Origin of the sequence: Actinoplanes sp. NBRC 103695 (genome assembly GCF_030269485.1) — a bacterium.
In the GTDB taxonomy this organism is placed as follows: domain Bacteria; phylum Actinomycetota; class Actinomycetes; order Mycobacteriales; family Micromonosporaceae; genus Actinoplanes.
Genome location: NZ_BSTL01000003.1, coordinates 1 through 20769, shown reverse-complemented (window position 1 = coordinate 20769; position 20769 = coordinate 1). Strand labels below are relative to the sequence as shown.

Below are 20769 nucleotides of genomic sequence, written 5' to 3'. Positions count from 1 at the left end.
CCGAGCACCGCACTACTTACCTACCGTCGGACCATGCCTGGATCCTGGACCTTCGCCGTCGCGCGCGACGACCTCCGGCGCACCACACTCGCCGACGGCGAAGCGCCCGAGCCGGCCGGCGGCGAGGTTCTGCTGCGCGTCGACCGGGTCGGCCTCTCCGCCAACAACGTGACCTACGCGGTGCTCGGCGACGCGATGAGATATTGGGAGTTCTTCCCGCCCGAGCCGCGCGGGTTGACCGGCGGGTGGGGCCTGCCACCGCTGTGGGGCTTCGCCGACGTCGTCGCCTCGACGGTTCCCGATGTCGTTACGGGACAACGGGTCTACGGCTATCTGCCGCCCGCGGGCCATCTGGTGGTCCGGCCCGGCCGGGCCGACGAGCACGGCTTCCGGGACGGGAGCCCGCACCGGGCCGGCCTGCCGTCGCCGTACAACGCGTACCGGCTGACCACCGGCGACCCCGCCTACCGCAAGGACTCCGAAGACCTGCTCATCCTGTTCCGGCCGCTGTTCTTCACCTCGTTCATGCTGGCGGATCAGGTCGCCGACAACGGTTTCTACGGCGCGGAGTCGCTGATCTTCTCGTCGGCGTCGAGCAAGACGGCCTACGCCGCCGCGGTGGAGCTGCGGGGCCGCGGCCCGCGCCTGGTCGCGCTCACCTCGGCGGCCAACGTCGACTTCACCCGGTCGCTCGGCTGCTACGACGAGGTCCTGCCGTACGAGGACGTCAGCCGCCTCGACGCGGCGCCCGCCGTGTATCTCGACCTGTCGGGACGGCCCGCGATCCGGGACGCGCTTCGCCGGCATCTGGGTGGCCGGCTGGTCCGTGACATCGCCGTCGGGCTCACCGGACAGACGCCGAACGCCGACGCGGCCGGCGAGGTGTTCTTCGCCCCGGTGCAGATGCGCAAGCGCGGCCAGGACTGGGGGCGCGACGAGCTCGACAGGCGGTTCACGGTCGCCTGGCAGCGGTTTGCTGCGGCGGTCGGTGAGTGGATCGAGATCCGGGTCAGCGATGCGCCCGCCGACCTGCCGCGGGTGTGGCTCGAGGTTCTCGACGGCCGGACGCCGCCACGGGTGGGACACGTTCTCCAGCTGTGATCCCGGCGGCTACGTCGGGACCGGGACGGCCGGCGTCAACGGCGCCGGACGGCCGAGCAGGTAGCCCTGCGCGTGGTGGATGCCCGCGCCGATCAGGGCCTTCAGTTCGGCGTCCGTCTCGACGCCCTCGGCGACGACGGTCATGTTCAGCGAGGCGGCGAAACCCGTCATCGCGGTGACCAGGGCGCGTTTCGCGGCGTCCTCGTCGATGCCGGCGACGATCCCGCGGTCGAGCTTGATGATGTCCGGGGTCAGCCGCAGCACGTGCTGCATGGACGAGTAGCCCGCACCGGCGTCGTCGACGGCGACCCGGGCGCCGAAGCCGCGCAACCGCTTGACGGCGGCCGCGAGGACGTCGTAGTCGGTGACCGCGGCGTGTTCGGTCACCTCCACGACGATCCGGTGCGCGTCCGCGCCCAGATCGGCCAGCAGGGTGGTGAACCGCGGGGTGCTCATGGTCTGCGGCGAGACGTTGACCGACAGGTAGATGTCGGCGGGCAGGGTCGCCAGTTGCGCGCAGGCGACGCCGATGGCATGCAGTTCCAGTGCGGGGCCCTGCGCGACCTGCCACGCCTCGTCGAACCAGACGTCCGGCGTGCGGTACGGCTCGCCGGCGAACCGCGACAACGCCTCCATGCCGATGGTCCGGTGCGCGCGGACGTCGACGATCGGCTGGAAGACGATCTGCAACGCCCGCGGATCGGCCAGCACCGCGCTGATCCGGGCGTGCGCGGCCTGCTCCTGCAACTCGCGGGCCTGGTCCGCCGCGGCGGCGACCACCTCCGCGGTGACGTCGGTGGTGAAGCCGCGGTAGGCGACGATGCGGTTGCCGCTCCCCCGGCCCTCCTTGCTCAGGATGGGAGTGACGCTGCTGCGCACGTGGCGGACGGATCCGTCGCGGTGTCTGAGCCTGGTCTGCCAGTCGTCCCAGTTCTTGGTCGCGGCTTCGCTCTGAAGCCTGGCCAGGATCAGCGGCCGGCTCTCGTCGCAGTGGAGCAGGTCCAGCACGTCGCTGCCGAGTACGTCCTCCGGGTCGTACCCCAGCAACGCCCGGATGCCGTCGCTGGAATGCAGGATGCGGCGGTCGTGGTCGATCCGCCAGGCCCAGCCGTGGCTGGTGTGAACCGTCTGGTCGAAGGCGTCGAGCGCCTCCAGCGCGGTCGTCGTCAGCGCCCGGTGGGCCCGCACCAGGCGGATCACCGCCGCCACGACGACCGGTAGCCAGGCCGCGCCGACCAGTTCCAGCCATTCGTCCCGTTCCGGCGCCTCGCCGCCGATGAAGACCTCGGACCAGTCCCACAGGTACGACGTGAAGGCGGTCAGGACGCCGATGCCCACCACCACGATCGCCCAGGACAGCACCCGCCTCGTGCCCTCGATGCCGGAAACGGCCTTCGCGGCCGGGTCGGCGTCGTCACGCACATGGGGGACGGTCACACCGTTCTTATCGGCCGCCGCTCGTCGCTGATGAGGGGCAGGACGGTCAGGTGCGACCGGATGTCGTCGGCGGGACGTGGCGGTGACCACAGGTACCCCTGGCCGACGACGCAGCCGAGCAGTCGCAGTTCGCTCGCCTGGTCGGTGGTCTCGATGCCCTCGGCCACGGTGCTGAACCGCAGAACACGGCTCAGGTGGACGACCGCCTCGATGATCACCGCCCGTTCCGGGGAGCCGTCCAGCCCGCTGACCAGCGACTGGTCGATCTTCACGATGTCGATCGGGAGGCTGGCCAGGTAGTGCAGGGACGAGTAGCCGGTGCCGAAGTCGTCGATCGCGATGCGTACGCCATGGGCGCGAAGCGCAAGGAGGTTGGGAACCGCCTGACGCTCGTCGACGATGGCGGACTCGGTCACCTCGAGGACGAGGGACCGCGGGTCGAGGCCGGTCTCGCGCACGACCGACACCACGTCGTCGACCAGCTTCGGGTCGTGCAGTTGCTGGGGCGACAGGTTCACGCTCACGTAGAGGTCGCTGCCGCCCGGCAGGTGCTGCTGCCACGCCCGGACCTGGCGGCACGCCTGCTCGAGGACCCAGAGCCCGAGCGGGTAGATGACGCCGGCGTGCTCGGCGATCGGGATGAACTCGGCCGGTGAGATGGTGCCCTGGTCGGGGTGGTGCCAGCGGACGAGCGCCTCGACACCGACCGGGCGCTCGTCCTCGAGCCGGACCAGCGGCTGGTACCAGACCTCGAACTGCTCCTCCTGCAGGGCGGTCCGCAGGTCGGCCGCGAGCCAGTCCCGGCCACGCCGCCGATCGGGATGGATGCCCTTGCGGACGGTTTTGACCAGGTAGAGCGCTTCGTCGGCGGAACGCATGACCGCTTCCGCACCCTGACCCTGCTCCCACAGGGCGGCGCCGACGCTCACCCGCGGCGACAGCGTGCGCCCGTTGAAGTCGGCGGGCTGTTCCAGGGCTTCGACGAGCACCTCGACCAGGCGCTGCAGCTCGGCCGGGCCGGGCATGTCGGTGAGCAGCACCGCGAACTCGTCGCCGCCCAGCCGGGCGACGGTGTCGGCGCCGCGCAGGGTGCGTACCAGCCGCTGCGCCGTGATGGTCAGGACCCGGTCGCCGGCCGCGTGCCCGAACATGTCGTTGACCTGTTTGAAGCCGTCCAGGTCGAGCAGCACGATCGCGCCGCCGGCCGAGGTCCGCGCCTGCCGTTCGGCGGCCTGCATCTGCCGCTGGAGCAGCGACCGGTTCGCGAGCCCGGTGAGGCTGTCGTGGGAGGCCTGGTACTGCACGGCGTCGAAGCTGTGCCGCAGGACCTCCAGGGTGGTGTTCAGCGCCTCGCCCATCCGGCCGATCTCGTCCCGGCTCCGGACGGTCACCTTCTTGCTCAGGTCGCCGCTCGCGACCCGGCTCAGCACGTCCACCACCTCCGACAGCGGGCGCGAGATGCCGCGGACCAGGATCAGGGCGATGGCCAGCGCGGCGACCAGGCTGACGACGCCGAGCACCAGCATCAGCCGGGCGAGCTCGGCGCTGTCCGTGGAAGCCTGCTTGGCGCCGGCCGCGACCTTCTCGACCAGGCGGTTGAGCAGATCGTCGGACGACTGCTTGACCGCCCGGGCGACCGACTCGAGCCGGACGATCGTGTAGACGACGCCCTGCCGGTCGTTCTGTTCCTGGGCCGCGCCCAGCGCGACGCCGCGGGACTTGCGCCAGATCCCGATGTCCGAGCGGACGGCGGCGAGCATCTTGGTCTCCGCCGGCGGCAGGCCGATGCCGGCGAGGCGGGTGAGGCTGTCGTCGATCGTGCGGTCGGTAGTGGCGATCGCGGCGCCGAACGCGTCCCGGTACGGGCCCGCGTCGGAGAGGATGAACGACAGGACCGCCTCCTGCTGACCACCGATGGCCGACCGCATCGAGGTCATCAGGCCGAGCGCGGTGACGTTCGTCCGGTATTCGCCGTCCTGGCGGGCCGACAGGTCGTGAAGCCTCACCTGACCCACCACGCCCAGGACGGCGAAGATCATCGAGCCGGCGACGGACACGACGACGATCTTCACGCCCAGGCGGACGTCGGCGCTCCGACGACGGATTCGCTGCCACACGTTTCGCAGTATCGACCTTGAGCGGTGACCGCATAAGAGGACAGCCGAAACTTTCCGGACACCCGGGCGTTGCGGTCCCCTTATCCGGCAGGAACCGGGGCGCTGATCCGCTCGTAAAGCCCCAGGTAGGCGGCGGCCATCGTCGCCGGGGTGAAGCGCCGGGCGGCCTCGGCCCGGCACTCGGCCTCCTCGAGGCGTCGCGCCGCGTGGACGAGTTCCCCCAGCTCCTCCTCGTCCGTCGTGATCAGCCCGGTGCGGCCGTGCTCGACGAGCTCGGGCAGGCAGCCCCGGGCGATGCCGACGACCGGGGTGCCCAGCGCCAGCGACTCGACCACCGCGGTGCCGCCGGGCTCGTTCCAGCGCAACGGGAACAGCGCCACCTCGGCGGACGCGACCAGGCTGTCCCGCGCCGCCCCGGCGACCGTGCCCACCCAGCGGACCCGGTCGCCGTCGACGTGCGGCGCCACCTCCTCGTGCCAGAACCGCACGTCCGGGTTCCGCTGGTCGGCCGCCAGCAGGTCGGCGGGCTGCCGGTAGGGGCCGATCGGACCGGCCAGCACCAGGTCGAAGCCGGCGCTGTGTGCCAGCCGCGCGGCGAGGTCCTGTCCCTTGCCCGGGGTGATGCGGCCGAGGACCACGGCATACGGGCTCTTCTCCGTACGCGCGCGGCGATCCGCGCCGTCGGCCAGCGGGGTCGCCAGGTGCACGTGACCCACGGCGTGCGCGCGCAACGCCTCCGGGGCGTGCGTCAGCTGGTCGGCGGAGACGCCGTTGACGCGTACGCGAGAGCCACCGTCGAAGGTGCCGTACAGCTCGGGATGCTTCCGCAGATCCCAGTGCAGGGTGTGCAGCCCGGGCGGCGCATCCGGCCCGAGCCCGGCCAGCATGGTCAGGCCGGCCGCCTCGACGTGGTCGTGCACCAGGTCGATGTCGCCGCGGTCGAGCCGCCGGACCACCGCGTGCTGGTGCGCCGGAACCACGCCGCAGACCTGGTTGTACGGGCGCTGCAACTCGTCGAACCGGCCGCTGGGGAAGACCGCGACCCGTTCCTCGACGGCCAGGTCGCTGTCCCCCACGGTCGCCAGCACGACCTCGGCCCCGAGCCGGCGCAGCTCCGGCACCAGGGTCGCGATCACGTTCTCGATGCCGCCGTAGCCACGAGGCGGGACCGGCAGCCACGGGCCGGCGTTCATCAGCACCCTCATGCGGCCGGCACCGTCGCCGGGCGGGGCATGGTGGCCAGCGGCGGGCGCTCGCCCACGCTCACGTCGGCCGTGCTGACCTCGCGGTTGAGGTGCGGCAGCGGATCGGTGCCGCCCCGGCTGAACTGGGTGAGCGCGGTGGCCGGCGGCTGTGGCTCGGTGACCAGGCCGCGGCGGTGCAGCCGGCTCCATGCGGTCACCATGATCTGCGCGGACATCCGGCCGAGCGCGTCCAGGCTCTGATGCCGGTGGTGGCGCTCGCCGAGGTCGACCTGGGCCAGCGCGTCCAGGCCGACGAGGTCGAGCAGGTCGATGAGCATGGCGAGTTCGACGCCGTAGCCGGAGACGAACGGGATGCGCTCCAGGGTGGCCCGGCGGCCCGCGTACTCGCCGGCCAGCGGCTGCACGAAGCCGGCCAGATCCGGCCAGAACAGGTTGAGCAGCGGACGGGCGCTGATCTCGGTGACCCGGCCGCCGCCGTCCGCCTCGACGCCGGCCGCGCCGACCAGCGGGCGGTGGTAGAAGCCCTTGACGTACTCCACCGACCGGTCGGTGAGCAGCGGGCCGAGCAGCCCGGTGACGAACGCCGCGGAGAAGTCGCGCAGGTCGCCGTCGACGAACGCGACGATGTCACCGGTGCTGGCGGCCAGGCCGGCCCAGAGCGCGTCGCCCTTGCCCTCCATCCGGGGCAGGCCCCGGGTGACCTCGTCCTGATCGACGACCCGGGCTCCGGCCGCCCGGGCGCGGGCGGCCGTGGCGTCGGTGGAGCGCGAGTTCACCACCACGATCTCGTCCACCAGCGGGACCTCGGCCACCAGGCAGCGCCGGATGGTCGTCACGATCGCGCCGATCGTCTGCTGTTCGTTGCGGGCCGGGATGACCACGCTGACCCGGGTGCCGCGTTTGGCCGCGGCCAGGTGACGTGCGCTCCACTGCGTGGCGTTGCCGGTGCGGTACGTGGCCCAGGCCTCGACGACAGGCGAGACGGCCGGTGAAGTCGACTGCTGCATGCGCGGATCCCCCGAGGCTCGATGCGATTGGAGATCACCGCATTCCCCACAGTGCCCGGAACAATCTTTCCGGCGTGTGAACAAGATCGGTCCGAGGTTTCGACTCGCCACGCCGCGGAAGTCTTCAGGCCGGAACCGCTGAACGACGACGGGAGGCCCGATGGGGGCGACAAGGGTGGGACTGGTCGGCGCGGGCGGCGTGGCACAGAGGCATGCGCGCGTCCTGTCCGGCCTGCCGGATGTGCAGGTGGCAGGAGTTACGGACGTCCAACCGGCGGCCGCCCGCGAGCTCGCGGCCGAGCACGGCGCGAGCGCTCTGCCGGACGTTGCGGCCTTGCTCGCCGAGGGCGTCGACGCGGTCTACGTGTGCGTCCCGCCGTTCGCCCACGGGCCGGCGGAACGAGCGGTCATCGAGGCCGGTCTTCCTCTCTTCGTGGAAAAGCCCATAGAGATCAAATTGGAGAAAGCACGCGAGACGGCGACCCTGATCGCCCAGCGGGGGCTGCTCACCGGGGTCGGTCATCACTGGCGCTACAGCACCGTCGTGGAGCGGGCCCGCGAGGTGCTCGGGGATCGGCCGGTACGCCTGGTGACCGGCGCCTGGCTGGACAAGGTGCCCCCGGTGGCGTGGTGGCCGCACCGCGACCGTTCCGGCGGGCCGGTCGTCGAACAGGCCGCGCACGTGCTCGACCTGCTCCGGCACCTGGTCGGCGAGGTGGACGAGGTGAACGCGACGGGCAACGGCATCCCGCCTGCGGTCGACGGCGCCGACATCGACGGCGCGACCGTGACCACGCTGCGCTTCGCGGGCGGCGCCGTGGGCACCCTCGCCGCGACCTGTGTGCTGGGCTGGAAGCAGCGGGCCGGCCTGGAGATCTATGCGGACGGCCTGGCGCTGGCGATCACCGAGGACAAGCTGACGGTCCGCGACGGGGACGGCGAGTGGAGCGTCGACACCGACCCGGACGACGCCCGCGTGGCCGTCGACCGGGCGTTCGTCGAGGCGGTGCGCGGCGACGGCAAGGACGTGCGCGTCCCGTACGCCGAAGCTCTGCGCACCCACGCGCTCGCCGCCGCCGTGGCCGAGTCCGCCCGCATCGGCCGCCCGGTGGCGGTGCCGCATGTCTGACCGCAACCTGGTGGTGACCGGGCCGGGCAAGCCGGAGATCGTCGAGGAACCGCGAGCGCCGGGCCCGTTCCGGGTGCGCACGCTGTTCAGCGGCGTCTCGGCCGGCACCGAGCTCAGCTTCGTCAAGGGCACCAACCCGGCGCTGCACGAACGGTTCGACCCGGCGCTCGGCCTGTTCCGCGCCGGCGACGCCCCGGACCCGTACCCGGTGACCCGCCTCGGCTACATGGAGGTCGGCCGGGTGGAACGCAGCGACACCCCGGCGGTCGCCGAAGGCGAAGTCGTGGCGATGACGTACGGGCACCGGACCGGCTGGACCGGCGACCCGCTGCGCGACCGGGTGGTGCCGTTGCCCGCCGGCCTGGACCCGATCCTCGGCATCTACGTCGCGCACATGGGCCCGATCTGCGCCAACGGCCTGCTGCACGCCGCCGCCGACCTGTACGGCCCGGGTGCGCGCCGGCTCGGCGACGGCGTCGAGGGCCGCCGGGTCGCGGTCGTCGGCGCCGGCGTGGTCGGCCTGCTCACCGCGCTGTTCGCCCGCGCGCACCACGCCGCGTCGGTGGTGGTGATCGACCCGACCCCGCAGCGGCGGTCGATCGCCGAGGCGCTCGGTCTGGAGGCGCTCGACCCGGACGCCGATGACATCGCGGTCACCTTGAAGACGACCTGGCGGCACACCGCCGACGACCGCGGCGCCGACGTGGTGTTCCAGTGCCGCGGTCAGGCGTCCGCCCTGCACCTGGCGCTGCGCCTGCTACGCCCGCAGGGCACCGTCATCGACCTGGCCTTCTACCAGGGCGGCGCGGACGAGGTACGGCTCGGCGCCGAGTTCCACCACAACGGCCTGACGGTCCGCTGCGCCCAGATCGGCCGGGTGCCGCGCGGGCTCGGCGCGACCTGGGACCGCGAACGGCTGTCCGCCGAGACCGTCCGTCTGCTGCACCGCGACGGCGACGCGATCCGCCGCCACCTGATCACCGCGGTGGTCCCGTTCGACGACGGGCCGGCCCTGCTGACCGACCTCGCCGACCGCCGCCGCCAGGAGGTGCAGGCCGTGCTGGCCTTCTGACCGGTAGTACCGTCCACAGTCGACCGTCCGCACGCGGAGTCCGTCACTGCTCGCGCACCGGTTGCAGGTCGAGCGGGGCGGTGGGCTCGGCGTAGCAGAGCTCCAGATCCCGGAAGAGTTTCTGCGCACGGACGGCGGGCCAGTCGGCCGGGAGGTGCTCGACCGGCAGTCGGGGATCACGGCGGATGGCGTCGAGCCACTCGGCGGTCAGTCTCAGCCGCGCCGCGAGCGGGTCGGGCGCTGCCGGCGCGTTCTCCCAGCGGTCGAGGAAGTCCTGGTAACGGGCGGCCACCTCGGCCAGGTCGTACGCGTCGGCGATCATGGCCGCGATGTCGGTGATCTCGTCGACGCGGGCGTGGAAGACCCGGGCGTGCGCCTCCAGGCCGAGCCCGGTGACGATGTCGCGGGCGTTCACCTCGCCGGGCGCGATCCACAGCCCGCCCTGCAGCGGTCCGAACCCGGTCCAGCTGAGCTGGGACCGCAGGTCGTGGCGCTGCCGCTGCCAGGACTCGGGCAGCGAGAAGCTGAGCAGCGTCCAGGTGCCGTCCCACCGGTCGTTGACCGCGCCGGTGTCCCAGATGCGCCGGCGGCCGTCGCGCAGGATCGCGGTCGATCGCGGGGTGAGCCCGAAGTACATCCGGCGGCCGTGGCGCTGACGGCGCAGCAGGTCGCGGCCGGCCATCCGGGTGAGCGTCGAGCGGGTGGCGTGCGAGGAGATGCCGAGCCGGGCGAGCGTGTCGATGACGCTGCCGGAGTAGACGCAGACGTCCCGGTCGAGGACGAAGTCGCCGAGCAGCATCAGGACCAGGGTCTGCGGGGACGGCATGGCATCGATGTTAGTCAGATTGTTGACGGCCGATACGAAAGAGCCTAACTTCGATACCTACCGTAACGGGACCGAAACGCGGAGGTACTCGTGCGTAGAGCAGTGCCGCTCCTATCCGCCCTCATCCTCGTGACCGCAACGGCCGGCTGCGGCGGCGACGCCGCGGACGGCGACGACCCCGTCCGGGTCGCCCAGATCGTCTCGCTGACCGGCAACTACTCGCCGCTGGGCAGCGAGAACCAGAAGTCCGTCGCCCTGGCCGTCCAACAGATCAACGACGCCGGCGGGGTGGGCGGGCGGCGCATCGAGCTGACCGTCCGCGACGACAAGAGCCTGCCCGACCAGGCGGTGCTGGCCTTCAACGAGGTCAAGGGCGACGCCGACGCGATCATCGGCTCGCCGTTCTCCAACTCCGCGCTGGCCACGATCCCGCTGGTCGACCGGGAGAAGGTCCCGTACCTGTCGCTCACACCGGCCGACGAGCAGGTCCAGCCCATCCATCCGTACGTCTTCGTCGTCCCGGCCACCGCCGGCACCTACGCCGAGGCGACCCTGCAGTACCTCAAGGCCACCGGGGTGACCCGGCTCGCGGTCGCCTTCGACACCCGGAGCAGCTACGCGAACGCCGGGGCCAAGGGCCTGAAGAGCAAGGCCGCGACGTACGGGGTGACGCTCGAGCCGGTCGAGGAGTTCCAGACCAGCGCCACCGAGTTCGGGGCGGTGTTCACCCACGTCCGGTCGTCGCAGGCGCAGGCGCTGATGGTGTGGGCGACCGGCGCGCCCGCGGTGGCGCTGACCAAGCAGTACGCCGCGTCCGGCCTGAAGATCCCGCTGGTGATGACCGGCTCGCAGGCCAGCAAGCTGTTCCTCGACCCGGCCGGTCCGGCGGCCGAGGGCGTCACCGTCGCCAGCTCGATCGGAGTGGTCGGCAACGCCCTGCCGGCCGGTCCGCAGAAGGCCGCGATCGACGAGCTGGCCACCACTTTCACCGCCGCGCACGGATACCCGCCGCCACAGTTCGCGCAGGACGGCTACAGCGGGGTGAAGCTGCTGGCGGCGGCGATCGCGAAGGCCGGCAGCTCGGACCGGGAGAAGGTCCGGGACGCGCTCGAGGGGCTGACCCTGACCACGCCCAACGGCACCTACAAGTATTCGGCGACCGACCACAGCGGACTGACCACCGACTACATCTCCCTCAACACGGTCCGGGACGGCGGGTTCGTGCCCACCGGCTACTCCAAGGCCAAGCTCGCCACGGTCGGTGGCAGGTGACGTCCGGCGCCGCGCTCGAGGTCTCGGGGGTGTCTCGCGCCTTCGGCGGTGTCTTCGCCGTACGCGATGCAAACCTGAGCGTGGCGCCGGGTGAGCTGCGGGCGGTGATCGGGCCGAACGGCGCCGGCAAGTCCACGCTGTTCGGCCTGATCGGCGGCCAGCTCGCGCCCGACGCCGGCTCCGTACGGCTGGACGACGTCCGCATCGATCGCCTGCCACCGCACCGCCGGGCCCGGCTCGGTGTCGGCGTGGTGTTCCAGGCGGCCCGGATCTTCCCCGGCATGACCACGCTGGAGAACGTGATGGCCGGCGCGCACGCGACCACCCACGCCGGGTTCCTCGCCGCCGCGTTCCGGCTGCCGTCGCACCGTCGCGAGGAACGCGAGATCCGCGACCGCGCCGCCGAGTGCCTGCGCCGCACCGGCATCGAGGACTGGGCGCACCGGCCGGCCGAGGAACTGCCGCTCGGCCAGCAGCGCGCGCTGCAGCTGGCCCGGGCGCTCTGCGGCCGGCCGCGCCTGCTGCTGCTCGACGAGCCGGCGTCCGGGCTGCGCACGGCCGAGCGGGAACGCCTTGCCACGCTCGTCGAGGATCTCCGCGGCGACGGGCTGACGATCCTGCTCGTCGAGCACGACGTGGCGTTCGTGATGCGCCTCGCCGACCGGGTCACCGTGCTCGACCTGGGCCGGGTGATCGCCGACGGCACCGCGGCCGAGATCCGGGCCGATTCGCGGGTGGTCGGCGCCTACCTGGGCACCGCGGCGTGAACGTCGCCGAGGTCGCCGGGCTGACGGTGCGCTACGGCGGCGCCACCGCGCTGGACGGCGTCGACCTGACCGTGGCCGAGGGTGACCTCGTGGCGTTGATCGGCCCCAACGGGGCGGGCAAGACCACGCTGGTCAAGGCGCTGTCCGGGCTGGTGCGCCCGGCGGCGGGCCGGGTCACGGTCCGGGGCCGGCTCGCGCAGGTGCCCGAGGGCCGGGAGATGTTCGGCGACCTGAGCGTGGACGACAATCTACGCCTCGGCGGCTGGCGCAACGGGCGCGGCGGCCGTGACACCACGGAGATCTACCGGCTGCTGCCCGCTCTGGACGGCCTGCGACGCCGCCGCGCCGGTCTGCTCTCCGGCGGCGAGCAGCAGATGGTGGCGATCGGGCGGGCGCTGATGGCCCGCCCCGACGTCCTGGTGGTCGACGAGCTCAGCCTGGGCCTGGCCCCGCTGGTGGTCACCGATCTGATCGCCCATCTGCGCACGCTCAACGCCGAGCGGGGGCTGGCGGTGCTGCTGATCGAGCAGAACGCCCGCCTCGCGCTCGACCTCTGCCGCCGGGCGTACGTCCTGGAGGCCGGGCGGATCGTCCTGCACGGACCGGCCGACGACCTGGCACACAACCAGCGGGTGACCGCCGCCTACCTGGGTGGGCCGGTGCGGTGAGCGACTTCCTCGGGTACCTGCTGACCGGCCTCGGCATCGGCGCCGGGTACGCGCTCGTCGCCAGCGGCCTGGTGGCCATCCACCGGGTCACCCGGGTGGTCAACTTCGCGCAGGGCGCCTTCGCCGTCGTCGCCGCCATGCTCACCTCGTCGCTGCTCGCGGCCGGGCTGCCGCACGGGTTCGCCGAACTCACCGGGGTGCTGACCGCCGCGCTCGCCGGGCTGCTCGTGGGCCTCGTCGCGATCGGCCGTCCCGGCACCACGCCCGGCACGTCGCTGATCATCACGCTGGGGCTCGGCATCTTCGCGTACGCGATCGAGATCGTGATCTGGGGTGACCAGCCGCGGTCGTTCGCCGGAGTGCCCGGCGTGGCAGTGGTCGGCGGCGCCCGGCTGCAGGCCCACTACCTGCTGATCCTCGCCGTGACCGTGCCGGTGTTCCTGGCCATGGCCGCGTTCTTCGCCCGCACCGACGTGGGCAAGGCGCTGTCCGCCTGCGCCTCCAACCCCTACGCGGCACTGGTCGTGGGCATCGACGTGCGGCGGATGGGCCTGCTCGCGTTCGCGCTGGGCGGCGCGCTCGGCGGCCTCGCCGGAGTCCTGACCACGCCGGTGCAGCAGGTGACCTTCGACAGCGACGTGACACTGCTGGTCAACGGATTCGCGGCCGCGATCCTCGGCGGCCTGACCCGGCCGGTGGTCGCGCTCGGCGGCGGCCTCCTGCTCGGCGTCGCCCAAACCCTGATCGCCGGGTACGGGGGCAGCGCGTACCAGTTGGAGGTGGCTCTGGTCCTCATGCTCGCCGTGATGATCGTGCAGGCCTCCCGGCGCGGCGCGGTCCCGGAGCCGGCCCGATGAACCGCTGGTTGCTCGTCGCCGCCGTGGTCGTCACGCTCGCCCTGCCGCCGCTCCTGCCGGAACGGCATCTCGGGACCTTCGTGCTGCTCGGGCTGGCCGCGACCGTCACCGCCGGGGTGTCGATGCTGATGGGGTACGCCGGTCAGGTCTCGCTCGGGCAGGCCTCCTTCTACGCGATCGGCGGGTACGCGGCCGGCCTGCTCACCGTGCACGGCGTGCCGACCCTGGCAGGACTGCTCGCGGCGCCGGTGGTCGCGGCCGTGGCGGCGGTGCTGCTCGGCGCTCCCCTGCTGCGGCTGCGCGGGCACCACCTGGCCTTCGCCACGCTGGCCATGCAGCTGATCCTGCTGTCCCTGCTCGGGCGCGGCGACTGGGCGGGCGGCGCCATCGGTCTGCAGGGCATACCCACCCTCCCGGTCGGCGGCGACCTCGGGTACGCGTACCTGTCCTGGGCCGTGCTCGCGGTGGTGCTGGTGATCTCCCGCAACATCGTCGCCTCCCGGGCCGGGCGCGGGCTGCGTGCCGCCGCGACCAGCGAGATCGCGGCGGCGGCCGGTGGCGTGGCGATCGGCCGCTACCGGCTGACCGTGTTCGCCCTGTCGGCGGCGTTCGCCGGGCTGGCCGGTGGCGTCTACGCGTTCTACCTCGGCTACCTGTCGCCGGGCTCGTTCCCGGTGCTGCTGTCCATCGAGTTCGTGGTGATGGCGGTCGTCGGCGGGCTCGGCACGATCGCCGGCCCGGTGGTCGGCGCCACCGTCATCGTGCTGCTGGTCCAGGCGCTCAACACGCTCGGCACCCAGCCCGGCATGCCCGGCTACGCGCCGAGCGTGCTGTCGTACGCCGTCTACGCCCTGCTGCTCGTCGTCACCGTGCTGTACCTCCCCCGCGGCATCGTCCCCGCCGTGACCGACCGCCTCGTGAAGGAACGCAGGCCATGAAGCTCCTCCTCGCCATGGCGCCGGCCAGCACGCTCGACCCGCTCTTCGCGCTGCGCACCCTGCTGCTGCCGGGTTCCACGGTGCCGCTGGTCCGGCTGCCCGACCAGGCGACGGCGGCCGCGTCGATCGCCACGCTGTCGGCGGCGCTCGGCGCGGCCCAGGCCACCCCGCTCGGACGGGCGCGCACGGCCCTCGCCGCGGCGCTGCACAACATCTCCCCCGGCGCGATCGGCACGACCGTCTATGTAGGACTGTCGTGGCGACAGGAGGCGGAGAGCCGCTCGGGCGGGAACATGTCGTGGAACACGGGCGTCGACTACCGGCGCATGCTGGCCCGCTCGGCCGAGCGCGACGAGGTCCTGGCGCTGTACCGCGAGGCCGGCGTGACCGTCGAGCGGGACCTCGCCGCACTGGCCGCCGCGCCTCGGATCTCCGCCGACCGCCGGGCCGTCGCCTTCATGGCGCGCAACATCTCGTTCACCGGGCGCCTCGACAAGCCGCTGATGACCATCCACACCACCGGCGACGAGCTCGTGCCGGTCCAGGTGCGGGCGGCCTACCGGGACACGGCCGCCCGGGCGGGCCGGCTCGGGCAGCTGCGGCAGGCCTTCGTCGACCGGGCCGGGCACCGCACGTTCACCGACGACGAGATGCCGGCCGCGCTGGGCACGCTCGAACGGCGCGTCACGTCCGGCCGGTGGCCGCCGGGCCTGCCGTCCCACTCGTATGTGCACTACCGGCCGAGCCCCTACCCGCGCCCTTCGACCTCGCCCGCTGACGACCCGCCCGTTCATAGAAGAGAACGAACGTTCTTTCCCGCGCCGGCGGGAGATCAGGAGAGCTCATGGATCTGCACGGGAAGGTCGCCGTCGTCACCGGGAGCGGACGCGGCCTCGGACTGGGCTATGCCCGCGCCCTGGCGGCCGCCGGCGCCTCCGTCGTCGTCAACGACCTCGACCCCGGCGCCGTGGACGCCGCGGTCGAGGCGATCGCCAAGGACGGCGGCGCGGCCACCGGGGTCGCCGCCGAGGTGGGCGGGACAGAGACCGCCGAACTGCTCGTCGAGACCGCGGTCCGCGCGTACACCAGGATCGATGTCTTGATCACCAACGCGGGCATCCTGCGCGACCGGGTGCTGTGGAAGATGACCGACGACGACTTCGACGCGGTGGTGCGGGTGCATCTGCGCGGCACGTTCACCTGCGCGCGGGCCGCGGCCGTGCGGATGCGCGAGCAGGGCGACGGCGGCCGGCTGATCCTGGTCGGCTCACCGGCCGGGCAGCGCGGCAACTTCGGGCAGACCAACTATGCGGCGGCCAAGGCCGGGATCGCCGCCATGGCCCGCACCTGGGCGATGGAGCTGGCCCGGTCGCGGATCACCGTGAACGCCGTCGTGCCGGTCGCCGCCACCGAGATGACCCGGACCATCCCCGCGTTCGCGCCGCTGATCGAGGAGGCCGAACGCACCGGGCAGCCGCTGCCGGCGCGGCTGCGGCGCGACGCGGGACTCGGCACCGTCGAGGACGTCACCGGGCTGATCACGTTCCTGGCGTCGGACGCGGCGGCGGACATCACCGGCCAGGCGATCGGCGTCGGCGGCGACCGGCTCGCGCTGTGGTCGCACCCGGCCGAGAAGACGGTCGCCTTCGCCGACGGAGGCTGGACCGCCGAGGCGATCGCCGCCGCCTGGCCGTCCGGGGTGGGCGCCGAGCCCGAGACGTACGGAATCCCGGCGGTGTGACGTGGACGTCGAGAAACTGACCGCGATCGACGTGCACACCCACGCCGAGATCGGGCGCGACGGGCGCGGCTCGCTGAGCCCCGAGCTGCTCGCCGCCTCCGGGGCGTACTTCAGGTCGGGAGCGCCACGGCAGCCCGGAATCGACGAGACCGCGGCGTATTACCGCGAGCGCCGGATGGCCGCCGTGGTCTTCACCGTCGACGCCGAGCACGCCACCGGGCACCCGCGGATTCCCAACGAGGAGATCGCCGAGGACTGCGCCCGCCACCCGGACGTGCTGATCCCGTTCGCCGGCATCGACCCGCACAAGGGCCGGGCCGGGGTGCGCGAGGCACGGCGGCTGGTCGAGGCACACGGGGTGCGCGGCTTCAAATTCCACCCCAGCCTCCAGGGTTTCGCTCCGGACGACCCGATGGCTTTCCCGCTGTACGAGGCGATCGAGGAGCTCGGCGTCCCCGCGTTGTTCCACACCGGACAGACGGGGATCGGCGCCGGGGTGCCCGGTGGCGGGGGCATCCGCCTGCGGTACTCCAACCCGATGCTCGTCGACGACGTCGCGGCGACCTTCCCGGATCTGCGGATCATCCTCGCCCACCCCTCGTTCCCGTGGCAGGACGAGGCGCTGGCGGTGGCCACGCACAAGCCGTCCGTCCACATCGACCTCTCCGGCTGGTCGCCCAGGTACTTCCCGCCGCAACTCGTCCGCTACGCCAACACCCTGCTGCGCGACAAGGTGCTGTTCGGCTCCGACTACCCGGTCCTCACCCCGGACCGATGGCTGGCCGACTTCGCCGATCTGGACATCAAGCCCGACGTACGCCCGAAGATCCTCAAGGACAACGCCGCCCGGCTGCTCGGCCTCACCACCGACAAGGAGTCCCGCCCATGATCACCGTCACCGGACTCGACGAGCTCAAGGCTCTGACCGGACGCGACCTCGGCCACAGCTCGTGGCTGGAGATCACCCAGGACCGGGTGAACACGTTCGCCGACGCCACCGGCGACCACCAGTGGATCCACGTCGACGCCGACCGGGCCGCCGCGGGACCGTTCCGGGGCACGATCGCCCACGGCTACCTCACCCTGTCCCTTGTCATCCCGCTGTTCCAGGAGCTCCTCGAGATCCGCGGCGTCCGGATGGGCATCAACTACGGCCTCGACCGGGTCCGCTTCCCCGGCCCGGTGCGGGTCGGCGCCAAGATCCGGCTGGCCGGCACCGTGGCCGGCGTCGAGGAGGTGTCCGGCAACGGCGTGCAGCTGGCCCTCGACTTCACCGTCGAGATCGACGGCGCCGACAAGCCGGCCTGCGTCGCCCGCGCCGTCTTCCGCCAGTACGCCTGACCATGCTCGGGACCTGGCCGGCGCGCCGCGCCCTGATCTCCCCCGACCGCACCGCCCTGGTGTACGCCGGCCGCGCGACCACCTACGCGCAGCTCGCCGACCGGGTGGCCCGGCTCGCGAGCCGCTTGCGTGCCGCCGGGGTGCGTCCCGGCGACCGGGTCGCCTACCTCGGCCCCAATCATCCGGCCTTCGTCGAGACCATGTTCGCCACGTACGCGGCGGGCGGCGTGTTCGTCCCGCTCAACTTCCGGCTCGCCGCCCCCGAGATCGAGTACATGCTGGAGCACAGCGGCGCGCGCCTGCTGATCCACGCGCCCTCGTTCGTCGTCCGGACGGCGATCGTCACGGTGACCCTCGACGACTACGAACCCTGGCTCGCGGCCGGCGACGACGCCCCGATCGGCGTCCCGGCCACCGCCGACGACGACCCCGCGTGCATCCTCTACACCTCCGGCACCACCGGGCGGCCCAAAGGCGCGGTGCTCACCCACGCCAACATCGTCTGGAACACCTACAACCTGCTCGTCGGCGTGGACGTCGCCGGCGACGAGGTGACCCTGGCCAGCGCGCCGCTCTTCCACGTCGCGACGCTCAACCAGTGCCTGCTGCCGACGTTCCTCAAGGGCGGCTGCTCGGTCATCATGCCCGGCTGGGACGTCGACGGCTGCCTGGACGCCATCGAACGCCACCGGATCACGCTGATGTTCGGCGTCACGTCGATGTACGCCGCGCTGGCCGCCTCGCCGCGCTGGCCCACGGCGGATCTCGGCTCGATCCGCAGGCTGCTGACCGGCGGGACGTCCGTACCCTCAGCTTTGATCGAGCTTTATCAAAAGCGCGGGCTGACCTTCTGCCAGGGCTACGGCATGACCGAGACGGCGCCCGGCGCGACCTTCCTCGATGCGCCGGAGAGCGTCAGCCACCCCGGATCGGCGGGCGCTCCCGTGTTCTTCACCGACGTGCGATGCGTACGCCCGGACCTCAGCGACACCGAGCCCGGCGAGCCCGGGGAGGTCCTCGTGCGCGGGCCCAACGTCACGCCCGGCTACTGGAACGACCCGGCGGCCACCCGCGACGCCTTCACCGACGGATGGTTCCGCTCCGGCGACGTCGCCGTCGTCGGTCCCGACGGCCACTACCGCATCGTCGACCGCATCAAGGACATGTACATCTCCGGCGGCGAGAACGTCTACCCGGCCGAGGTGGAGGCGGTGCTGTTCGACCATCCGGCGGTCGCCGAGGCCGCGGTGGTCGGCGTGCCCGACGAGACCTGGGGCGAGACCGGGCGGGCCTTCCTCGTGCCGGCGCCCGGCAGGCGGGTGGACGCGGCCGAGATCCGGGCCTTCCTGGAGCTGCGGCTGGCCCGCTACAAGATCCCGCGCTACCTCGACGTCGTCGGCGAGCTCCCCCGCACGGCGTCCAACAAGGTCCGCAAGTCGGCGCTACGAGCCGCGCCGCTGCCGTAGGTCATCGGGTCAAGGCGGCGAAGACGACGATGTTGTCGCGGTAGTCAACCGGCCTCGTCCATCACTGGCGCGCCGCGTGGTGACAGGGGGCTACTCCGCCCAGGCGACGGCCTCGCACCAGAACCGGGCCAGGAACGCGCCGGGCTGCTCGCCCCAGGCCGTCCAGGCCAGGCTCATCTCCTCGAGCTCCGCCGCCGTCGCCCAGCCCTCGGCCACCGCACGGTCGACGGCGGCCGGGTAGCGGAAGAGTGACGCGGTGAACGAGCTGACGCCGGCGACCTCGTCCACCGTGCCGTGGTGGGTCACCCGGGCGAATCCCTCGGCGCGAACGAAACCCGCCTCGGTCAGCAGGTGACGCAGCTGCTTGCCGACGAACGGGCTGGTGCCCTCCCGCAGCTTTCGGGCGATCTCCATCGACCGGCGGATCACGTCGTCCGCCGGGTACAGCAACTCGCCGTCCCAGTCGGCGTCGACGACGCCGATCACCGCGCCGGGACGGGCGACCCGGCGCGCCTCTCGCAGCACCGCGAGGGGATCGGGCACGTGCTGGAGCACCGCACTGGCGTGGATGGCGTCGAAGCTGTCGTCCGGGAACGGCAGGTGGGTGGCGTCGCCGGCCACCACGGTGACGCCGTCGATGGGCTCGGGATCCACGTCGATGCCGGTGGTCCCGCCCGGCGCGACGGCGGCGGCCAGGCCGACGGTGATCGAGCCGGGACCGCAGCCGAGATCGAGCAGGGCCATGCCCGGCCGCAGATGAGGCAGCAGGAACGCGGCGTGCGACTCGGCGGTGCGCCCGGCGTGGTGGCGCCGACGGCGGCTCGTCGACTCGGCCTGAGTGGCTTGCAGAGACATTCGCATCCTCTCGGGGTCGTCGCGCGGAGTCCACTCTACGAGACAATGTGGCCAGGACAATGTGGCCAGGCACTCGTTGACAATGTGGCCGGGCACTCGTTGGAGACCTTCGACACTCTGCGGCGCGTCGTCGCCCACGCCACGGCGCCGGTCACGACCGCTCGAGTCGGAACGACCTCGGTCCGAGCTGGCGGCATCCGGTCCAGTTCGGACGCTTCATGACGGCCCTGGCCTGCCTGTCGTCGACCGTCCACCGCACGACGAGGCCGCCGCGAAAGCCACCGGGGGTACCGACATGGTCGAGAGATGGCATCATGTCGCCCCGATCGTGCCTTTCGATTCGATGTGCCGACAATGCCTCGCCCGCGCGACACGATGACCGGTAGGTGTGCCCGATGAACTCGTACGGTGATCCGCAGTCCGGCCGTGCCGGCGTGAGTGGTTCGGCCTCCGTGGGCGGAAACAGTGGCCGTGCCTCGGTGGGCTCGGCCTCGGTCGGGTCGGCCCGGGTCGGTGGGCGTGCGTCGGTGGGCACGGCCCGGGTCGGGTCGGCGTCGGTGGCCAGGGCCGCGGTCCCGCCCGGACCGGTGCCCGGGCCGGTGTACGACGATCTGGCAGGTCCTGGTGGTCCGCCGCCGCCGGGTAAGGACCGGACCAAGGCGGCCAAGAAGCGGCGCCGGGCGAACATCCTGACCGCGCTGGCGGCGGTCGTGGTGATCCTGCTCGGTGGCGGTGTGGTCGCCGGCACCTGGTTCTTCGACGATGTGCAGCTCACCGAGCCCAAGGCCGAGGACCAGGTCACCCAGCTGTTCGCGGCCAACGACACGACGCCGCTGGCCACCATCGGTGACACCAACCGGTCCCTGCTGCCGTACCAGAGCATCAACCCGATCATCAGCGAGGCGGTGATGGCCGCCGAGGACAAGGGGTTCCTCGACCATCACGGCATCGACATGAAGGGCATCATGCG

At 72.4% G+C, this 20769-nt stretch carries 19 protein-coding genes; 13 read left to right on the top strand and 6 right to left on the bottom strand.

The window, feature by feature from the left end; all coding sequences use genetic code 11:
* The first annotated feature begins 33 nt into the window (after nucleotides 1–33).
* On the top strand, nucleotides 34–1101 hold the full coding sequence (locus QSK31_RS05035) for a DUF2855 family protein (protein ID WP_285681476.1): 1068 nt from the start codon (nucleotides 34–36) through the stop codon (nucleotides 1099–1101).
* 9 nt (nucleotides 1102–1110) lie between these two features.
* On the opposite strand, the gene QSK31_RS05030 is transcribed toward QSK31_RS05035, so the two are convergent.
* The 4 genes from QSK31_RS05030 to QSK31_RS05015 all read right to left on the bottom strand — a co-directional run bounded on the left by QSK31_RS05030 (nucleotide 1111) and on the right by QSK31_RS05015 (nucleotide 6867).
* Nucleotides 1111–2523 (bottom strand): sensor domain-containing phosphodiesterase, encoded by a 1413-nt coding sequence (locus QSK31_RS05030; protein ID WP_285681475.1) that lies wholly within the window; start codon nucleotides 2521–2523, stop codon nucleotides 1111–1113.
* An 11-nt stretch (nucleotides 2524–2534) separates the two neighbouring features.
* Entirely contained in the window at nucleotides 2535–4655 is a 2121-nt protein-coding gene (locus QSK31_RS05025; RefSeq protein WP_285681471.1) for a putative bifunctional diguanylate cyclase/phosphodiesterase, read from the bottom strand.
* An 80-nt stretch (nucleotides 4656–4735) separates the two neighbouring features.
* Nucleotides 4736–5860, bottom strand: coding sequence for a glycosyltransferase (locus QSK31_RS05020; RefSeq protein ID WP_285681469.1), 1125 nt, complete (start codon nucleotides 5858–5860; stop codon nucleotides 4736–4738).
* Entirely contained in the window at nucleotides 5857–6867 is a 1011-nt protein-coding gene (locus QSK31_RS05015; protein WP_285681468.1) for a glucosyl-3-phosphoglycerate synthase, read from the bottom strand. The genes QSK31_RS05020 and QSK31_RS05015 overlap by 4 nt, the downstream gene beginning before the upstream one ends.
* A gap of 160 nt (nucleotides 6868–7027) precedes the next feature.
* Here QSK31_RS05015 and QSK31_RS05010 point away from each other — a divergent pair, with 160 nt between their 5' ends.
* Together QSK31_RS05010 and QSK31_RS05005 are read left to right on the top strand one after the other, a co-directional pair.
* The gene (locus QSK31_RS05010) at nucleotides 7028–7996 is read left to right on the top strand and encodes a Gfo/Idh/MocA family protein (protein ID WP_285681466.1); all 969 of its coding nucleotides are present in this window, start codon (nucleotides 7028–7030) and stop codon (nucleotides 7994–7996) included.
* Nucleotides 7989–9068: a zinc-dependent alcohol dehydrogenase gene (locus tag QSK31_RS05005; RefSeq protein ID WP_285681465.1), complete on the top strand. Its 1080-nt coding sequence runs from the start codon at nucleotides 7989–7991 to the stop codon at nucleotides 9066–9068. The genes QSK31_RS05010 and QSK31_RS05005 overlap by 8 nt, the downstream gene beginning before the upstream one ends.
* Before the next feature lie 43 nt (nucleotides 9069–9111).
* Here the strand turns inward: QSK31_RS05005 and QSK31_RS05000 are convergent, their stop codons facing one another.
* The gene (locus QSK31_RS05000) at nucleotides 9112–9894 is read right to left on the bottom strand and encodes a PaaX family transcriptional regulator (RefSeq protein ID WP_285681463.1); all 783 of its coding nucleotides are present in this window, start codon (nucleotides 9892–9894) and stop codon (nucleotides 9112–9114) included.
* A gap of 129 nt (nucleotides 9895–10023) precedes the next feature.
* Between QSK31_RS05000 and QSK31_RS04995 the strand changes: the two genes are divergently transcribed.
* The 9 genes from QSK31_RS04995 (at nucleotide 10024) to QSK31_RS04955 (ending at nucleotide 18944) form a co-directional block, all read left to right on the top strand.
* Nucleotides 10024–11166: an ABC transporter substrate-binding protein gene (locus tag QSK31_RS04995; protein WP_285681462.1), complete on the top strand. Its 1143-nt coding sequence runs from the start codon at nucleotides 10024–10026 to the stop codon at nucleotides 11164–11166.
* Nucleotides 11163–11933 (top strand): ABC transporter ATP-binding protein, encoded by a 771-nt coding sequence (locus tag QSK31_RS04990; RefSeq protein ID WP_285681460.1) that lies wholly within the window; start codon nucleotides 11163–11165, stop codon nucleotides 11931–11933. The genes QSK31_RS04995 and QSK31_RS04990 overlap by 4 nt, the downstream gene beginning before the upstream one ends.
* Nucleotides 11930–12601: an ABC transporter ATP-binding protein gene (locus QSK31_RS04985; RefSeq protein ID WP_285681459.1), complete on the top strand. Its 672-nt coding sequence runs from the start codon at nucleotides 11930–11932 to the stop codon at nucleotides 12599–12601. The genes QSK31_RS04990 and QSK31_RS04985 overlap by 4 nt, the downstream gene beginning before the upstream one ends.
* Complete coding sequence (locus tag QSK31_RS04980) at nucleotides 12598–13458, top strand: branched-chain amino acid ABC transporter permease (RefSeq protein ID WP_285681458.1); 861 nt, start codon at nucleotides 12598–12600, stop codon at nucleotides 13456–13458. Before QSK31_RS04985 ends, QSK31_RS04980 begins: the two co-directional genes overlap by 4 nt.
* Nucleotides 13455–14396 (top strand): branched-chain amino acid ABC transporter permease, encoded by a 942-nt coding sequence (locus tag QSK31_RS04975; RefSeq protein ID WP_285681456.1) that lies wholly within the window; start codon nucleotides 13455–13457, stop codon nucleotides 14394–14396. The genes QSK31_RS04980 and QSK31_RS04975 overlap by 4 nt, the downstream gene beginning before the upstream one ends.
* 844 nt (nucleotides 14397–15240) lie before the next feature.
* Nucleotides 15241–16137: an SDR family oxidoreductase gene (locus tag QSK31_RS04970; RefSeq protein WP_285681454.1), complete on the top strand. Its 897-nt coding sequence runs from the start codon at nucleotides 15241–15243 to the stop codon at nucleotides 16135–16137.
* A gap of 1 nt (nucleotide 16138) precedes the next feature.
* Nucleotides 16139–17026 (top strand): amidohydrolase family protein, encoded by an 888-nt coding sequence (locus tag QSK31_RS04965; protein ID WP_285681453.1) that lies wholly within the window; start codon nucleotides 16139–16141, stop codon nucleotides 17024–17026.
* Entirely contained in the window at nucleotides 17023–17478 is a 456-nt protein-coding gene (locus QSK31_RS04960) for a MaoC family dehydratase (protein WP_285681451.1), read from the top strand. The genes QSK31_RS04965 and QSK31_RS04960 overlap by 4 nt, the downstream gene beginning before the upstream one ends.
* Before the next feature lie 2 nt (nucleotides 17479–17480).
* Complete coding sequence (locus tag QSK31_RS04955) at nucleotides 17481–18944, top strand: acyl-CoA synthetase (protein WP_285681449.1); 1464 nt, start codon at nucleotides 17481–17483, stop codon at nucleotides 18942–18944.
* Between the two features lie 90 nt (nucleotides 18945–19034).
* On the opposite strand, the gene QSK31_RS04950 is transcribed toward QSK31_RS04955, so the two are convergent.
* Nucleotides 19035–19799 carry a methyltransferase domain-containing protein gene (locus QSK31_RS04950; protein ID WP_285681447.1) on the bottom strand — a complete coding sequence of 255 codons (765 nt, stop codon included), beginning with the start codon at nucleotides 19797–19799 and terminating at the stop codon, nucleotides 19035–19037.
* A gap of 395 nt (nucleotides 19800–20194) precedes the next feature.
* Here QSK31_RS04950 and QSK31_RS04945 point away from each other — a divergent pair.
* Nucleotides 20195–20769: transglycosylase domain-containing protein (locus QSK31_RS04945; protein WP_285681446.1), on the top strand; the 575-nt coding region annotated here is incomplete at its 3' end.